The sequence below is a fragment of the Amycolatopsis eburnea genome, from assembly GCF_003937945.1.
Lineage (GTDB): Bacteria > Actinomycetota > Actinomycetes > Mycobacteriales > Pseudonocardiaceae > Amycolatopsis > Amycolatopsis eburnea.
Window position 1 is genome coordinate 305,178 of sequence record NZ_RSEC01000066.1, and the last position, 16,496, is coordinate 321,673.

The window sequence follows — 16,496 nt, forward strand, 5'->3', positions numbered from 1 at the left end:
AGTGGCCGCCGACCTGGTGCTGACCAACGCCGTGGTGTACACAGTGGACGCCGCGCGGCCGTGGGCGTCCGCGCTCGCGGTGTCCGGCGGGAAGATCGTCGCGCTCGAAGACGCCGAGCGCGGGCCGAAGACGGAGGTCCTCGACCTCGGCGGCGCGTTCGTCCTGCCGGGACTGGTCGACGTGCACAACCACCACGCGATGGCCGGGCGCGCCGACCTGTTCGAACTGACCTTCGGCGCCGACGCGGGCCTGGACGACATCCTCGGCCTGGTCCGGGCGCGCGCGGCGACGCTCGGCCCGGACGAGTGGCTGACCGGCGGCGCGTGGGCGTCCACTTTGGTCCCGGTGCTGTCCACATCGGCCGCCCGGCGGGCACTGGACGACGCCGCGGGCGGGCGCCCGGTGTCCCTTTCGGACGACAGCAGGCACAACCGCTGGGTCAGCACCCGCGCCCTGGAACTGGCTGGGATCACGGCGGCCACCCCGGACCCGCCCGGCGGCGTCGTCGTCCGCGACGGCGCCGAACCCAGCGGCCTCCTGCTCGAGGCGGCCGGCGTCCTGGTCGAGCGCGTGACCGGCACCTTGACGGCGGAGCAGCACCGCCGGGCGTCGCAGCGCGCGATCGAGATCCTGCACGGCTTCGGCGTCACGGCGTTCCAGGACGCCGGAGTCTCGACCGACATCCTGGGCGCCCTGCAGTCACTCGACCTGGCCGGCGAGCTGGACGCGTGGGTGGTGACGTCGCTGCTGGTCAACGACCCGATCTTCGGCTTCGACCCGGTCGGCGCGCCGTTGCTGGAGATGGCGGACGCCTACCGGAGCCAGCACCACCGCCCGGACTTCGTGAAGATCTTCCTCGACGGCGTCCCGCCGACCCGCACGGCGGCGTTCCTCGAGCCCTACCTTCCCGACGAGACGCACGGCGGGTGTTTCCACGGCTCGACGACGATGCCCCCGGCCGAACTGACCGAATGGCTCCTGAAAGCCGCCGCGGCCGGCCTGTCGGCGAAGGTCCACTGCACCGGCGACGCGTCGGTGCGGCAGTTCCTGGACGCCGTCGAGCAGGTGCGGGCCGCGGGGTTCACCGACACCCGGTTCCAGGTGGCGCACGGCCAGTTCGTGCACCCCGACGACCTGCCGCGCTTCGCCGCGCTGGGCGTGGCCGCGGACATCTCGCCGTTCCTGTGGGTGCCGGGCGTGATCCCGTCGGCGATCGCCGAGGTGCTCCCGGCGTCGCGAGCCTCGCGGATGCAGCCGAACCGGGCCCTTCTGGACAGCGGCGCGCTGGTCGCGGGCGGGTCGGACTGGCCGGTGAGCGAGTCGCCGAACGCGTGGGAGGGCATCGCGGGGCTGGTCACCCGGGAGGACCCGTTCGGGCGCCGGCCGGGTGCGCTGTGGCCGGAGCAGGCGATCACCCTCGCGGAGGCGATCGAGGCGTTCACCCTGGGCGGAGCGCGCGCGTGCGGGCTCGACGACGTGACGGGGGCGCTGACGCCGGGGCGGTCGGCGGACTTCGTGGTGCTGGACCGGGATCCGTTCCGGACTTCCCGGGTGGCGGAGACGAAGGTCGTGGAGACGTGGTTCGCCGGGCGGCGGGTGTTCGAGCGCTGACCCGCGGCCACCCGGCGCTGTCCTCGCGGAACGCCATGAAAGGGTCGTTCACCTCGCCGGACGCCATGAACGACCCTTTCATGACATCTCCGGACCGGAGCGCCAGCCGCGGCCACCCCGTGCTGTACTCGTCAGTACTTTCTCCTACACTGGTAGAGAAACCAGTGCGGGAGGTGCCGGGTGCCCAAGATCATCGACCACGACCAGCGGCGCAGCGACATCGTCGACGTCACCTGGGACCTCATCGTGCGCGGCGGGATCGAAGCCGCCACCATGCGGGAGATCGCCGCCGCCGCCGGGTTCGCCAACGGGGCGCTGAAGCTGTACTTCCCCAGCAAGGAAGACATCATCGCGGCCACCTACGAGCGGGCCCTCGACATGATGCGGCAGTACGTCGAGCTCGACGGGCTCCGCGGGATCACCGCGCTGCGCGAGCTCTGCGTGTCGTCCATGCCGATCGACGACGAGCGCATCACCGCCGGCCGGGTGCTGCTGATCTTCTGGCAGATGTCGCTGGGGAACCGGACCATGCACGACAAGTACCTCGAGCACGTCCGCGAGTGGCGCGGGCTCCTGCACCGCTTCCTCACCGAAGGCCGCGAGGACGGCGACATCGTCACCGGGACCCCCGACGAGCAGATCGTCGACGAGATCGTCCTGCTCAACGCCGGCGCCAACGTGATGAGCCTGGTGGCGGGTGAGTTCTCCACGATCGACCTCCAGCACCGGCACCTGGAGTCCCTCCTGGACCGCCTCACCCGCCCCTGACCCTCAGGCGAAGATCCCCTTCAGGTACGCCGCCACCTCGGCGTGCGACCGCGGGGACGCCGGCAGATCCGTGTACAGCCCGTAGAACCCGTGGATCTGCCCCTCGTACCGGTGCACGTCCACCGCCACGCCCGCCTCGGCCAGCTGCCGGGCGAACGCCTCGCCCTCGTCGCGCAGGACGTCGTACTCCGCCGTCAGCACCAGCGCCGGGGGCAGGCCCGACAGGTCCCGGCACCGCGACGGCAGCACGTACGGGTCGTCCGACGGGACCGGCGCGTACTGGGCGAAGAAGAACCGCATCGCGTCGGCCGTCATGCCGTAGCCGGTTGCGTAGTCCGCATAGGACTGGTGGCCGTCGTCGGGGTGGCCGAAGACCGGGCAGATCAGCACCTGGGCCGCGATCGGCGGGCCGCCGCGGTCGCGCGACATCAGCGAGACCACTGTGGACAGGTTGCCGCCGGCGCTCTCCCCGCCGACCGCGATGCGCGACGGCGAAACCGCCGGCCCGGCACCGCCCGCGGCCAGCCATTCCAGCACCGCGTAGCAGTCCGACGGCGCCGCCGGGTACGGATCCTCGGGCGCCAGGCGGTACTCGACCGCCGCCACCGCGACCGACGCCGCCGCGCACACCGCGCGGGAGGCCACCTCGTTCTCGTCGATCGAGCCGATCGTCCAGCCGCCGCCGTGGATCCACACGAACACCGGGACCGGGCCGTCCGCTTCCGGCAGGTACAGGCGCACCCGCACGACCCCGCCCGGCCCCGGCACCCAGTGGTCGGTCACTGACGCGACCGGTGCCGCGGGACCCGTGGGCGGGCGGCCGGCCGCGAACGCCGCCCGCAGCTCGACGGCCGTCAGCGGCCGGTCCGGCGCCTCGGGGCTGTGGGCCAGCAGCTCCCGCACGGCCGGATCGAGGCCGGTGCTCACACCGCCTCCGCGACGAGCACCCGCGGCGAGCCCGGCAGCGTCAGCCGGTCCACCGGGCGCCAGCCCGCGGCGGACAGCCAGCCGCGGACGTCGGCCTCGGGGTACACCACCGTGCCGTCGATGACCAGGTACTCCCCCGCGTGCAGCGCGTCGAGCGCCCGCGGCGACGGGTCGTCGTCCAGGAAGAAGTCGAGCAGCAGCAACCGCGCGCCCGGCGCCGCCGCGGCCCGGGCGTGGCGCAGGATCGCCTGGTTCTCCTCGGCGGAGAACCGGTGGACCACGTGGTTCACCAGCACCAGGTCGAACTCGCCCGAAGGCTCGGCCTCGGGGGTCGGGGCGCCGACGACGGTCGCCCGGTCCGCGAACTCCGCGACCGCTTCGGTGACCGAAGGGACCGACCGCGGGTCGTAGACGAACGTCGCCCGCAGCACGGGGTTGGCGTGCAGGGCCTGCAAGGCGAACTCGGCCGAGAGGCCGCCCAGGTCCAGGAGGTTTTTGTACCCGGTGAAGTCGAATTCGTTCGCCAACATCCGAGCGTGTAGGGCGTTATACACCATGACCCCGCCGAGGAAGGTGTCCCAGCGGTCGCCCCCGAGGTCGAGCTCGCCGGGTTCGCCGGTGTCGGTGGTGTGCGGGAACTGCCGCCAGTGGGGGTAGCTGATCGTCTCCAGGAAGGTCAGGAACGGCGCGAGGTCCAGACCTTCCCCGCCGAGGTACGCGGCGGTGTCGGGGGTCAGCTCGTAGCGACCGTCCACGCGGGACAGCAAGCCGAGCGCGGCGAGGGTGTCCCCGAGGATCCGGACGGTCTTTTCGGGGCGGCCGGTGCGCTCGGCCAGCTCCCCCGCGTCGAGCGGGCCGGCCGCCAGCGCGGGGAACAGGCCGATGCGGTTGGCGGCGAAGAGCTGCTGGGCGGCCATGTAGCCGACCGCGATGTCCACGATCCGTTCGGGCGTGGCGGGTCTGGTCGTCACGTCGTCCTCCTTTGTTCGACGCGGACACTCTACATCCGTAGATAAAAGAGTCCAGTGCCGAGTTTTCCCCGCACAGCAACAAAAAGCCGTGATGTTTCAACTTCCTACGTTTGTAGAATAAAACCATTGACACCGCTTGGCGCCGGTGTCAACATGCGTAGAACTACCCCTGCCGGTGCCCGGCAGTCCGGCCCGCCCCCTCGCGGCGGGCGCGAGGAAGGGGAATCCATGACGCTGCTCGAAATCCGGGAGCTCACCGTCGGCGTCGTCACCGACGACACCGAGCGCGAACTCGTGCGGGAGCTCTCCCTCGATCTCGGGCGGGGGCGGACGCTCTGCGTGGTCGGCGAGTCCGGCAGCGGCAAGACCGTGACCGCCCTGTCGATCATCCGCCTGCTCGAGTTCGTCGCCCCCGTCCGCACCCGCGGCGAGATCGCGGTCGACGGCGTGGACGTCACGAAACTGCCCGCCGACGCGATGCGCGCCTACCGCGGCCCGCGGATCGGCATGATCTTCCAGGAGGCCCTCGACTCCCTCAACCCGAGCCGGCGCGTCGGCGGGCAGCTGGCCGAGGCCTACCGCGAACCCGGGTCGCTGCCCGGGCAGGCCGCCCGCCGCGGCAGCCCGCTGCGCAAGCGGGCCGACGCCAAGGCCCGGCGGCTGCTGACCGAGGTCGGGCTCACCGACACCGACCGGGTCCTGCGGCTGTACCCGCACCAGATGTCCGGCGGCATGCAGCAGCGCGTGATGATCGCGCTCGCCCTGATGGCCGACCCCGACCTGCTCATCGCCGACGAGCCGACCACCGCCCTCGACGTCACCACGCAGGCGGAGATCCTCACCCTCTTCGACCGCGTGCGCCGCGACCACGGCACGGCCTGCGTGTTCATCACCCACGACATGGGGGTCGCCGCGCAGGTCGCCGACCGGATCGCGGTGATGTACCGCGGGCGCCTGGTCGAAGTCGGGTCGCGCGACGAGGTCCTGACCCGGCCGCGGCACCCGTACACGCGGGCGCTGCTCGGGTGCGTGCCGCAGCTGGGCGTCAGCCGCCGCGACGGCTTCCCGACCATCTCCCCCGCCCTGCTCGAATCCGCGATGGCGGGCGAAGCGACCGAAGCCGTCGAAACCCGGCCCCTCAAGCCGCGTCCCGAACGGGCGCCCGAAGGGCCGCCGCTCACCATCACCGCGGTGTCCAAAGTGTACGGCCGAAAAGGACGCCGGGTGGCAGCGGTGCGGGATGTCTCGCTGGACATCGCGCCCGGCGAGTTCTTCGGCCTGGTCGGCGAATCCGGCTCCGGCAAGTCCACGCTCGGCAGGCTGGTGACCGCGCTCGAACCGCCGGCGTCGGGGACGATCACCTTCGGCGCGCACGGGATCACGCCCGCCGGGCTCATCGGCGACGAACGCGCATTCCGCCGTCGCGTCCAGCTCATCTTCCAGGACCCGCAGAGTTCCCTGGATCCTCGCCACACCGCGGCCCGGATCATCGCCGAGCCGCTGAAGGAGCTGACCCCGCTGCGCGGCGCCGAGCTGGACCGGCGGGTGGCCGAGCTGATCGACGAGGTCGGCCTGCCCTCGGACGCCGCCGGGAAGCTGCCGTCACAGCTGTCCGGCGGGCAGCGCCAGCGCGTCTCCATCGCGCGGGCCATCGCCGCCGGGCCCGAACTGATCGTCGCCGACGAGCCGACGTCGGCGCTCGACGTCTCGGTGCAGGGCCAGGTGCTGAACCTGCTGCTGGACCTGCGCCGCACCCGCACGCTGAGCCTGCTGTTCATCACCCACAACCTCAGCCTCGTGCTGTCGGTCGCCGACCGCGTCGGCGTGATGTACCGCGGCGAGCTGATCGAAACCGGGACCCCGGACGAGATCCGCCTCGCCCCGCGGCACGAGTACACCCGGCGGCTGCTCGCCGCCAACCCCGACCTGCCCGCCCTCCCCCACACAGGATCGACGCGCCCATGAACCGAACTCCCCTGCTCGCCGCCCTCGCCGCCGCGGCCACGCTGCTTGCCGGCTGCATGGGCGGGGCCGGCACCACGGCCGCCGCCGACGGGCCGCCGGTCCGCGGCGGCAACCTCACCGTCGCCGTCCCCACCGATCCGCAGTCGCTCGACATGGTCGCCAACCCCGGCCAGGTGACCGCGCAAATCGGCAACATGATGTACGAAAAGCTGTTCGAGGTCGACCAGCACTTCGTCGCCCGGCCGATGCTCGTCGACACGTTCACCACCAGCCCGGACCGCCTCGCCTACACCTTCAAGCTGCGCCAGGGCGTCACCTTCCAGGACGGCAACCCGCTGACGGCCAACGACGTCGTCGCCAGCCTCCAGCGCTGGCAGAAGAGCCACCGCACCGGGCAGCTGGTCACCCCGGACATCGACGCCATCACCGCACCCGACCCCGCGACGGTGAGCATCAAGCTGAAGCGGCCGCGCTACCCGCTGATCGACGAACTGGCCGGCGCGGGCACCGAAATCTACGAGGCGAAGAACCTCACCGGGCTGCCCGCCACCGGGTTCGGCCAGGACAAGGCGATCGGCACCGGCCCGTACAAGCTGAAGAGCTGGGACATCGGCCAGCAGCTGGTGCTGGAACGCTACGCCGGTTACAAGTCGCGGTCCGAAGAGGACTGGGGTGGCCAGGCCGGCGCGAAGCACGCCTACCTCGACACGGTCACCTACAAGGTCGTCGGCGACCAGGACGCGCTGATCAACGGCCTGCAGACCGGCCAGTGGGACCACGCGATGCCGGCCAACGACCAGTACGAGCAGCTCAAGGCCAACCCGAACCTGGTGGTGCACAACCTGCCGGGCGGCAACGAGAACGTCGTCATCCCCAACTTCAACCCCGGCTCGAAGTTCGCCGACCCGCGGGCCCGCCAGGCGCTGAACCTGCTGCTGGACAAGCCCGCCATCAACGCCGCGACCGGCGGCAGCAAGGACCTCACGATCGAGACCGGCGCGTTCGCCTCGCCGGACAACAAGGCGTCCTACTCGACCGCCGGCGACGACGTCTACCGGCAGCACGATCCCGCGCGCGCCAAGGAACTCCTCGCCCAAGCGGGCATCACCGCGGGCGCCACCATCCACATCGTCACGACGAACTCCTACCCGGAGTTCGGCAAGTGGGCCGTGCTCATCCAGGACGCGCTCGGGAAGATCGGGCTGCAGACCAAGATCGACACGTTCGACTTCGCCACCATGCTCGGCACGCTGACCAAGGACCCGGGCGGCTGGGACATCACGACGCTGTTCTTCGACTCGTCGCTGACCTCGCCCGCGCAGATGCCCGCGCTCACCCTCGGCACGCTCAACGGCTCGACGTCACCGGAGCTCGACGGCCTGATGACCGAGTTCAACGCCTCGACGACGCCGGAGCAGGCGAAGGCGGTCATCGACAAGCTCCAGGCGTTCACCTGGAAGCAGCTGTCGGTGATCACGCTGAGCCAGTCGCGGCTCTACGCCGCCTACACCCCGCGGCTCAAGGGCTACGGCGACTTCTACCGGGTCTTCTGGAACTCCTGGCTGGCCGCATGACCGGGGTGCTGCTGCGCCGGCTGCGCGACCTGGCGATCATCCTGGTCATCGTCGGCACCATGATGTTCTTCGTCATCCGGCTCATCCCGGGCGACCCGGCCCAGGCGATCCTCGGCCCGACCGCGCGCCCGGCCGACGTCGCCGCGCTGCGGTCGAGCATGGGCCTCGACGGCTCGCTCTGGCAGCAGTACCTCGGCTGGGCCGGGCACGTGCTGCGCGGCGACTTCGGGTCGTCGATCACCTACCACCAGCCGGTGCTCGACGTCGTCGCCGCGCACATCGTGCCGACGCTGACGCTGGCCGTGCTGTCGACGGTGATCAGCTTCTTCCTGTCGGTCGCGATCACCGCGTGGCAGGCGGTGTCGCCGCGCAACCTCGTGGCCCGGGCGCTCGACCGGCTGTCCTCGCTCGGCATGGCGATGCCGGACTTCTGGATCTCGCTGGTGCTCGTGCTGGTGTTCTCGGTGACGCTGCGGTGGTTCCCCTCCAGCGGCTACCACGACCTGCTGACCGACCCGGTCGCCGCGGTGCCGGCGCTGGTGCTGCCGGTGACCGTGCTGGTGATCGGGCAGACGGCGCTGTTCGTGCTCACCCTGCGCGAGAGCGTGCTCGGCGAGCTGCCGCTGGCCTACCTGCGCACCGCGCGCGTCAAGGGCCTGCCTGAACGGCGGGTGCTGCTCGAGCACGTCCTGCCGAACGCCCTGATGCCGCTGGTGACACAGCTGGGCAGCAACTTCGCCATGCTGGTCGGCGGGATCGTGATCATCGAATCGATCTTCGTCGTGCCGGGGCTCGGCCACCTGCTGATGGGCGCGGTGTCCACTCGCGACTTCCCGCTCATCCAGGGCGTGACGTTGTTCGTCGCGGTGCTGTTCGTCGTGGTCAACCTGCTGGTCGACCTGTCGTACGCGCTGCTCGACCCGAAGGTGCGTGTCGCATGAGCCTCGCCGTCGCCCCACCTGCGTCCACTGTGGACACTCCACCGCCCCGGCGCGCGGCGCGGGTGTTCCGGCGCAACCGGACGCTCGTCGTGTGCTCGGTCCTGCTCGGCCTGATCGTGCTCACCGTGGTCGTGCTGCCGTTCTTCCTGCCGAGCGTCAGCGCGACCGACCCGGTGCACCGGCTGCTGCCGCCGTCGGGCGCGCACCCGCTCGGCACCGACTCCTTCGGCCGGGACGTCCTCGCCCGGCTGGTGTCCGGCGGCCGCGCGTCGCTGGGGCTGTCCGCGTTGATCACGCTGTGCGCGGCGTTCTCCGGCATGGTGATCGGCCTGGTCAGCGGGTTCTACCGGGCGGCGGACGCGGTGCTGATGCGGCTGATGGACGCGTGGATGTCGTTCCCGGCGATCATCCTCGCGATGGCGCTGGCCATCGCGCTCGGCGCGAGCATCTGGACCGAGCTCATCGCGCTGACGGTGATCTTCACGCCGTTCACCGCCCGCGTGATCCGCAGCCGCGTGCTCGGCATCGCCGGGCGGCAGTACATCGGCGCCGCCCGCGTGTCCGGGATGAGCCGCGGCAAGATCCTGCTGGTGCACGTGTTCCCCAACGTGCTGCCGCTGGCCCTGGTCCAGGTCGTCATCCTCGCCGCGGCCGCGATGCTGGTCGACGGCGCCATGAGCTTCCTCGGCCTCGGCATCGCCCCACCCACCCCGACCTGGGGCAACATGATCGCCGAGGGCCGGTCGTACCTGGTGGTCGCGCCGTGGCTGGTCGTGGTGCCGGGCGTGACGATCATGGTCTGCGTGCTCCTGCTCAACCTCATCGGCTCCGCGCTGCGGATCGCCGTCGACTCCCGCGCTCGCACGCTCGGCGAACTGCAGCGCCTCCGCCGTTCCTCTTGAGAAAGGACCTCCTTGACGCTTTCGACCTTGGCCGTGCGCCGGTTCGCGCCCAGTGGCCCGGCCGCCGGCCCGCCGGTGCTGCTCCTGCACGGCTTCGCCTCCGACGGGCACACGGACTGGGTCAGCACCGGCTGGCCCGCGGCGCTCGTCGCCGCCGGGCGCCCGGTGCTGGTCCCCGACCTGCCCGGCCACGGCTCCAGTCCCGCACCGGCCGGCACCACCCCGAAGGCCATCACCGAAGAACTGGCCATCGCGGTCGGCGAGGTGTCCGAAGTGGACGTCGTGGGTTACTCGCTCGGCGCGCGGCTGGCGTGGGAGCTGCCCGCGCTGCTGCCCGTCCGGCGGCTGGTGCTGGGCGGGATCAGCCCGCACGAGCCGTTCGGCGCGGTCGACGTCGAGGCCGCCCTGGCCTTCGCGGGCGGCGGGCGGCTGCCCGCGGACCCGCTGACGGCGGCGATCGCCCGGATGATCACCGCGCCCGGCCGCGACCCGGTGGCCCTCGCGCGGTGCATCGAGGGCCTGCGCCGGGAGCCGTTCGCCCCGCGGGTCGGCACGCTCACCGTGCCGACGCGGTTCGTCGCGGGCCGGGACGACCCGGTCAGCCAGGGCATCGAAACCCTCGTCCCCCTGGTGCCGGGCAGCGACCTGCTCCTCGTCCCCGGCGACCACGGCGGCGCCCTGCGCGGCGCCCCCTTCCGCACCGCCGCCCTCACCTTCCTCGACCCCGAGGGCCGCACTTTCACGTGAAAGTGCGGCCCTCGGGGAGTCACCAGGAGCCGTCGGGGTTCACGGCGTGGTCGAGGTGGAGGTGGGTGAGGGCCGCGCGGATTTCGGCGCCGTGCTCGCGGGCCAGGAGGAGCGCGCCGAGGTTGTCGGTCAGCTGCTCGACGCGGCTCACTCCGAACAGGACGTTCGCCACCGGCTCGTACGCCAGGCAGAACGCGAGGGCCAGCTGGGCGCGGGTGGCGCCGAAGTCCGCCGCGACACGGCCGATCTCGGCGGAAGCGTCCACGATGGACGATCGGATGCCGCCGACGTCCGCGCCGATCTTCCGCGCCGGTGCGGAGTTGCCGAGCAGAACACCGCCTTCGAAGACGTCGGAAGCCTGCAACGCCAGGCGTCCGCTGTCGAAGTGCTTCCGGTAGGGCTCGCCCTCGGCCATCGAACGGCGGGCGATCGAGTACTTCAGCTGCGCGAACTCCGGCCCCGGCAGGCCTTCCCGCTCGGCGAACGCCAGCGCGAGGTCGAGGTCGTCCGCGAGCCAGTTGTTGACGCCCCAGCCGCCGATCCGCCCGGCCCGCACCTGCTCCGCCACCTCGGTGACCACTCGCGGGATGTCCGGGCGTTCCCGGTAGTCCCCCACCACGACCAGGTCGGCGTGGCCGGTGCCGATGCGGCCCAGCGACGTCTCGAGCTGCCGCGCGAAGCCGCTGCGCGGGTAGTCCCACAGCCACAGCTTGCCGCACAGCACGTAGTCCTCACGCGCGATCCCGGCCTCGCGCACCGCCTCGCCGAAGAGGATGTCGGTGCGGGAGTTCTCGGCGTGCGGGCCGAAGTCGTAGTGGGCGACGTCGAACAGCGTGACGCCGGCGTCGAGCGCCGTCTTGAGCAGCCGGACGGCGTCGCCGAAGTCCATCCGGTCCCAGGTGTTCCAGGAGCCGAGACCGAAGGCGGATCTTCCGAGCACGGGTTTTCCTTTCGCCGCAGCACATCTTTCATCTACGATTGTAGAATGAAAACACGGGTTGTGGTGGTCACCGGTGGCGCGAGCGGGATCGGCCGGGGCGTCGCCGAAGCTTTTCTCACGGCGGGCGACCGCGTCGTCGTCGCCGATGCCGACGCGCGGGCGGCGCACGACGTCGGCCGGGAGATCGGCGCGGAGCACGTCGAACTGGACATCGCGGACCCGGCGTCGGTCGACGCGGCGGTCTCGCTCGTCGCGGACCGGTTCGGGCCGGTGGACGTCCTGGTCAACAACGCCGGGCTGGCCGGCGGCGGTGGCCCGCTGACCGGTTTGCCGCTCGACGTCCTCGACCGGTGCCTGAGCGTCAACTTCCGGGGCACGTTCCTGATGACCCGCGCGTTCGGCGCCCACATGGCCGCGGCGGGCACGCGCGGCGTGATCGTGAACATCTCGTCCATCGGCGCGCGGCAGCCGACTCCCGGGCTCGGGCACTACGAAGCCACCAAAGCCGCGGTCGACGCGCTGACCCGGTCCGCGGCCCTGGAGCTGGCGCCGCACGGGATCCGGGTCAACGCCGTCGCGCCCGGCCCGGTGCTGACCCCGATGACGGCCGGGTTCGCCGCGGACCCCGCCGCCCGCGCGGCCTGGGAGGCCCGGATCCCGCTGGGCCGCATCGCCGCCGTCGACGACGTCGTGCCGTCGGTGGTCTTCCTGGCCTCGCCCGCCGCCGGGCACATCACCGGGGTGAGCCTGGCGGTGGACGGCGGCCAGCTGCTGACCTGACTATCCCTTGTGGACGATCCGGCCGCCGGTCACCGTCAGCTCGACGGTGACCGACGGCAGATCCGCCAGCGCCACACCCAGCGGATCCGCCCCCAGGACACAGAAGTCGGCCACCATGCCGGGCACGAGAGCCCCCTTCCAGGTGGCCGATCCATCCTGGACCGCGGCTTCGGTCGTGTAGCACCGAAGCAGCCGCGCGGTCAGCTCCGGCGTGACACCCCGCGCACCCAGCAGCTCCCCCGCCGCCGCGAGGTGGACGCGCCAGTCCGGCGTGACGACCGGTGCGTCACTGCTCAGCGTGAGCCGCACGCCGAGGTCCAGGATTTCCCGCAGGGGCCACGCCTTCGCGGCGACGTCGGCGCCGAGTGCGGTGGCGACCATCGGCCGCATCGCGGTGGCGATCGCGGGCTGCGTGGTCAGCCCGACGCCACGCTCGGCCATCCGCCGCAGCTGCGCCGGCGTGACGAGGTCGCCGTGGACGAGGTGGTCGCCGTCCCGCAGTTCCGTGAGCGCGGTTTCGATGCTGCGTTCGCCGGTCGCGTGCACGCCGACGACCAAACCGGCTTCGTGCGCCAGGGAGATCATCGCTGCCAGGTTGGCCGCTCGTCCGCCGTCGCCGGGACCGTCGACGAGCAGCGAGCCGTGGGTGCCGTCGGCGTAGCAGTGGTGGGTCCACGCGGTGCGCATCGGCGGGATCCCGTCGGCGAAGATCTTGACGCCGGGAACGGCCAGCCACTCCGGGTCCGCGGCCGGCACCGGCGTGGCGAGCCCGCGGGCGAAGTCCGGCAGCGAGCTGGCGCCGTCGAGGAGGCCGAACAGGCGCAGCACGGTGACCCGCGCCCGCAGACGGCCTTCGCGGTGCAGGCTCGCGTACTCCGCCAGGACTTCGGCCGAGAAGCACCCGGTTTCGCCGGGGCCGAGCCCGGGTTCGGTGTAGCTGGTGATGCCGAGCGCCGCGCAGACGTCGCCGGCGCGCAGGATCGCCGCCCGCCGGTCTTCGGCCGTGACCACCGGGGTTTCTTCGTGCGGCGCGCCGAGCAGCGGGTGCGGCCAGCGGGCGCCGAGCCAGGTCGCGTGCAGGTGGGCGTCGTTGATGCCGGGCAGGACCGCGCGCCCGGCCAGGTCGAGGACTTCGGTGCCCGGTCCGATGTGGGCGGTCAGGTCGTCGCCCACCGCGGTGACGCGGCCGGCGCGGACGGCGAGGCCGCCGGCCACCGTGCCGACCGGGTCGAAGGTGTGCACCACCCCGCCGTGGACCACCAGGTCCGCCGGGTGGATCCGTTGTGCCGTCATGGTTTCCTCCCGGACCTGGACTTTTTCTTCCACGACTGTAGACTAAAACGATGGCCCTGCCCACCCACACGGAGGCCGCCGTTCTCACCGGCCACCGCGCGCCCCTCGAGCTGCGCGAACTCCCCCTGCCTGCGGATCCGGAACCCGGCGCCGCCCTCGTCCGGCTCACCTGCACCACGTTGTGCGGCACCGACGTCCACCTCTGGTCGGGGGAAATGAGCCTCCCCGGCATGCTGCCGATGGTGCTGGGCCACGAAATGGCCGGCGAAGTCGTCGCCACCGGCCCCGGCACCACCGACACCCTCGGCCGCGAGATCAAGCCCGGTGACCGCATCGGCTGGTCCGAGTCCACGTGCGGGAAGTGCCACGGCTGCGCGATCCTGCGCGAGCCGGTCGCCTGCGAACGCCGCGGCTACGGCTTCCTCCAGCGCGCCGACCGGTTCCCCTACGCGACCGGCGGCCTGGCCCGCCACTGCTACGTCACCCCGGGCGCGGCGAAGCTGCTGCTGCCCGACGACGTCGAGGACACGTGGGCGTCGATGTCCGGCTGCGCGGGCAAAACCGTGCTGCGGGCGGTCGCCCGCTCCGGCGGGATCCGTCCGAACGCGACGGTCGTGGTCCAGGGCGCGGGCGCGCTCGGCGTGTTCGCCACGGCGGTCGCGCGGCTGTGCGGCGCCGGGGTGGTGATCACGGTCGGCGGGCCCGGCTCGCGCCTGGCGACGGCCGAGCGGTTCGGGGCGACGGCGACGGTCGACGTCGACTCCACCCCCGAAGAGCGCATCGAGCGGGTCCGCGAACTCACCGGGGGCCGCGGCGCCGACCACGTCTTCGACTTCGCGGGCGGCCCGACGATCGGCGCGGAGGCCGTCGCCTTCGCCGCCCAGCGCGGGACAGTCGCGATCGTCGGCTCGACCGGGCCGGTGCCCTCCCCCGTGCCGCTGGGCACGGTGATGGGCAAGGAGCTGACGATCGCCGGCTCGCTCAACGGCGACATCGCCGACTACCACCGCTCGGTCGAGTTCTTCCGCGCCTTCGCCGGCCGGATGCCGTGGCACGAACTGTTCAGCGCGCCGGTCGGCCTGGCCGGCGCGTCCGCCGCCGTCGAGTCGATGTCCCGGCTCGGCGAGCTCAAAGCCGTCATCGACCCCCGACTGCCCTAGGAGGGTTTTCGTGCGCATCCCCCAGCGCCGCATCGGCCGCGACGGGCCGGCCACCGGCGTCCTGTCCCTCGGCTCCTGGCACACCTACGACCGGATGGACTTCCGCGAAGCCGTTTCGCTGCTGCAGACGGCGATCGAGGCCGGGATCACCCTGTTCGACGTCGGCGTCTACGGCCTGCCCGGCGCCCCGCCGGTGTTCACCGACGTGCTGTTCTCGGCGATGGTCCGGGCCGCCGGCCTGCGCCGCGAGGACTACCTGCTGTCCGCGAAGCTGTGGCTGGAGGGCTACCCCGAGCACAGCCTGCGCGCGCAGCTGGAGAACGCTTTCTTCCGCGCCGGCGTCTCGCACGCGGACCTGGTGATCCTCGGCGACCTCCGCCGCGACGACACCGACCTGCACGCGCTCGTCACGGACCTCGCCGCGCTGCACGCGGCCGGGCTGATCGGCCAGTGGGGCGTCAACAACTGGTCGGCGTCGGCGATCAAGGAAGTGCACGGCTTCGCCGTCGCCGACGGGGTTCCCGGGCCCGCGATCGCCCAGCTCAAGTACAGCGTCGCACGGCGGTCCATTCCGGACGGTGAGCCGTTCTCGTCGGTCTTCTCGCGCGGGGTGTCGCTGCAGGCTTCGGACGTCTTCGAGGGCGGGATCCTGCTCGGGAAGGGCGGCCGCCAGGTCGGCCGGGACCCCGGGGACGTCCGGCAGCGGATCGCGGACTCCGCCGCGGACTTGGCGAAGGTGGCCGCGAGCGTCGGGGCGACGCCGGCGCAGCTGTGCCTCGCGTTCACCCTCACCCACCCGGCGAACACGACGACGTTGTTCGGTGCCACCAGCGTCAAGCAGCTCGAAGACAACCTCGCGGCGGTCGCGCTCGTCGAGCGCATCGGCGCGGCCGACCTGCGCGCGCTCGTGGAGCCGTTCTGGGCCGACCGCGACGCCGTCGATCCGGAGGGCCCGTGATCGAGCTGTCCGCCGAAACCCTGGCCGAAGTCCGCGCGTCGCTGCGCAACCTCACCCCGGCGGAGGCGATCGGTGACCGGGACATCGTGTGGTCGGACCACGTCCTCGACGGCGGCGTGGCCGTCACGGTCCTGCGTCCCCGGCACGCGCGGCCGGACGCGCCCGGGCTGTACAGCATCCACGGCGGTGGCATGGTGCTCGACGACCGCTTCGCCGACCTGCCGCGGCTGGTGCCCCTGATCGAGGAGTTCGGGTTCGTGTGCGCGACCGTCGAGTACCGGCTCGCGCCCGAGCACCCGCACCCCGCGCCGCTCGAAGACTGCTACGCCGGCCTGGTCTGGTTCGCGGAGACGTTCGGCTTCGAGCGGCTGATCGTGGGTGGCGGTAGCGCGGGTGGCGGGTTGAGTGCAGGAGTCGCGCTGCTGGCGCGGGACCGGGGCGGGCCGGCGCTGGCCGGGCAGCTGCTGCTGTGCCCGATGCTCGACGACCGGACGTCGGCGGACCTCCCGGATCTCGTGTGGACCCGGGAGGCCAACGACTTCGGCTGGCGCAGCCTGCTCGCCGGGCAGACCTCGCCGTACGCGGCTCCGGCGCGGATGGCCGACCTCAGCGGGCTGCCCCCGGCGTTCGTCGAGGTCGGCGGGGCGGAGCTGTTCCGCGACGAAGACGTGGCCTACGCCCAGCGGCTCGCCCAGGCGGGGGTCCCCACCGAGCTGCACGTCTGGGCGGAGGCCCACCACGGCTTCGACCGCTTCGCCCCGGAGGCGGAGGTGACCCGCGCGGCCTTGGCGGCGCGGTCCTCCTGGTTCCGCCGCCTGCTCGAGGGCGCGGGGGTCGTGAGTGTTTAGGGCGGTTAGAACCGCCTGTTGAGTCTCAGGACATCGCCGACAGTTGATGTCTCAGGACATCGCGGACACTGACCGGCCTGTCAGCATGGTGACCGAGGCTTGAGTGGTGA

General features: G+C 72.2%; 15 protein-coding genes. 11 read left to right on the forward strand and 4 right to left on the reverse strand.

Annotation, left to right across the window (positions count from 1 at the left end; all coding sequences use genetic code 11):
- Position 1: 1 nt before the first annotated feature.
- Both EIY87_RS47375 and EIY87_RS47380 read left to right on the forward strand, forming a co-directional pair.
- Positions 2-1,612, forward strand: a complete 1,611-nt coding sequence (locus EIY87_RS47375) for an amidohydrolase (RefSeq protein ID WP_125316665.1) — start codon at positions 2-4, stop codon at positions 1,610-1,612.
- A gap of 180 nt (positions 1,613-1,792) precedes the next feature.
- Entirely contained in the window at positions 1,793-2,380 is a 588-nt protein-coding gene (locus tag EIY87_RS47380) for a TetR/AcrR family transcriptional regulator (RefSeq protein WP_125316666.1), read from the forward strand.
- Positions 2,381-2,383: 3 nt separating this feature from the next.
- On the opposite strand, the gene EIY87_RS47385 is transcribed toward EIY87_RS47380, so the two are convergent.
- Together EIY87_RS47385 and EIY87_RS47390 are read right to left on the reverse strand one after the other, a co-directional pair.
- The gene (locus tag EIY87_RS47385) at positions 2,384-3,307 is read right to left on the reverse strand and encodes an alpha/beta hydrolase (RefSeq protein ID WP_125316667.1); all 924 of its coding nucleotides are present in this window, start codon (positions 3,305-3,307) and stop codon (positions 2,384-2,386) included.
- Positions 3,304-4,278, reverse strand: a complete 975-nt coding sequence (locus EIY87_RS47390; protein WP_225440458.1) for a methyltransferase family protein — start codon at positions 4,276-4,278, stop codon at positions 3,304-3,306. The genes EIY87_RS47385 and EIY87_RS47390 overlap by 4 nt, the downstream gene beginning before the upstream one ends.
- Positions 4,279-4,506: 228 nt before the next feature.
- Here EIY87_RS47390 and EIY87_RS47395 point away from each other — a divergent pair, with 228 nt between their 5' ends.
- Genes EIY87_RS47395 through EIY87_RS47415 form a run of 5 tightly spaced genes read left to right on the forward strand, consistent with a single transcriptional unit; the run spans position 4,507 to position 10,407 of the window.
- On the forward strand, positions 4,507-6,243 hold the full coding sequence (locus tag EIY87_RS47395; RefSeq protein WP_125316668.1) for a dipeptide ABC transporter ATP-binding protein: 1,737 nt from the start codon (positions 4,507-4,509) through the stop codon (positions 6,241-6,243).
- On the forward strand, positions 6,240-7,817 hold the full coding sequence (locus tag EIY87_RS47400; RefSeq protein WP_125316669.1) for an ABC transporter substrate-binding protein: 1,578 nt from the start codon (positions 6,240-6,242) through the stop codon (positions 7,815-7,817). Before EIY87_RS47395 ends, EIY87_RS47400 begins: the two co-directional genes overlap by 4 nt.
- Positions 7,814-8,758 carry an ABC transporter permease gene (locus tag EIY87_RS47405; protein ID WP_125316670.1) on the forward strand — a complete coding sequence of 315 codons (945 nt, stop codon included), beginning with the start codon at positions 7,814-7,816 and terminating at the stop codon, positions 8,756-8,758. The genes EIY87_RS47400 and EIY87_RS47405 overlap by 4 nt, the downstream gene beginning before the upstream one ends.
- Positions 8,755-9,660, forward strand: coding sequence for an ABC transporter permease (locus EIY87_RS47410; RefSeq protein ID WP_125316671.1), 906 nt, complete (start codon positions 8,755-8,757; stop codon positions 9,658-9,660). The genes EIY87_RS47405 and EIY87_RS47410 overlap by 4 nt, the downstream gene beginning before the upstream one ends.
- A 12-nt stretch (positions 9,661-9,672) precedes the next feature.
- Positions 9,673-10,407, forward strand: a complete 735-nt coding sequence (locus EIY87_RS47415; RefSeq protein ID WP_449657978.1) for an alpha/beta fold hydrolase — start codon at positions 9,673-9,675, stop codon at positions 10,405-10,407.
- A gap of 19 nt (positions 10,408-10,426) precedes the next feature.
- Here EIY87_RS47415 and EIY87_RS47420 read toward each other — a convergent pair whose 3' ends face one another.
- Entirely contained in the window at positions 10,427-11,347 is a 921-nt protein-coding gene (locus EIY87_RS47420) for an aldo/keto reductase (protein ID WP_225440459.1), read from the reverse strand.
- A gap of 45 nt (positions 11,348-11,392) precedes the next feature.
- On the opposite strand from EIY87_RS47420, the gene EIY87_RS47425 reads away from it, so the two are divergent.
- Positions 11,393-12,127 carry an SDR family NAD(P)-dependent oxidoreductase gene (locus EIY87_RS47425; protein ID WP_125316672.1) on the forward strand — a complete coding sequence of 245 codons (735 nt, stop codon included), beginning with the start codon at positions 11,393-11,395 and terminating at the stop codon, positions 12,125-12,127.
- Here the strand turns inward: EIY87_RS47425 and EIY87_RS47430 are convergent, their stop codons facing one another.
- Positions 12,128-13,420, reverse strand: a complete 1,293-nt coding sequence (locus EIY87_RS47430; RefSeq protein ID WP_125316673.1) for an amidohydrolase — start codon at positions 13,418-13,420, stop codon at positions 12,128-12,130.
- Positions 13,421-13,476: 56 nt separating this feature from the next.
- Here EIY87_RS47430 and EIY87_RS47435 point away from each other — a divergent pair, with 56 nt between their 5' ends.
- From EIY87_RS47435 to EIY87_RS47445, 3 genes are read left to right on the forward strand one after another with little or no spacing between them, the layout of a single operon-like run.
- A complete protein-coding gene (locus tag EIY87_RS47435; RefSeq protein WP_125316700.1) occupies positions 13,477-14,580 on the forward strand; it encodes a zinc-binding dehydrogenase in 1,104 nt (367 codons plus the stop codon).
- A gap of 10 nt (positions 14,581-14,590) precedes the next feature.
- Positions 14,591-15,538: an aldo/keto reductase gene (locus EIY87_RS47440; RefSeq protein ID WP_125316674.1), complete on the forward strand. Its 948-nt coding sequence runs from the start codon at positions 14,591-14,593 to the stop codon at positions 15,536-15,538.
- Positions 15,535-16,386: an alpha/beta hydrolase gene (locus EIY87_RS47445; RefSeq protein WP_225440460.1), complete on the forward strand. Its 852-nt coding sequence runs from the start codon at positions 15,535-15,537 to the stop codon at positions 16,384-16,386. The genes EIY87_RS47440 and EIY87_RS47445 overlap by 4 nt, the downstream gene beginning before the upstream one ends.
- Positions 16,387-16,496 lie beyond the last annotated feature (110 nt).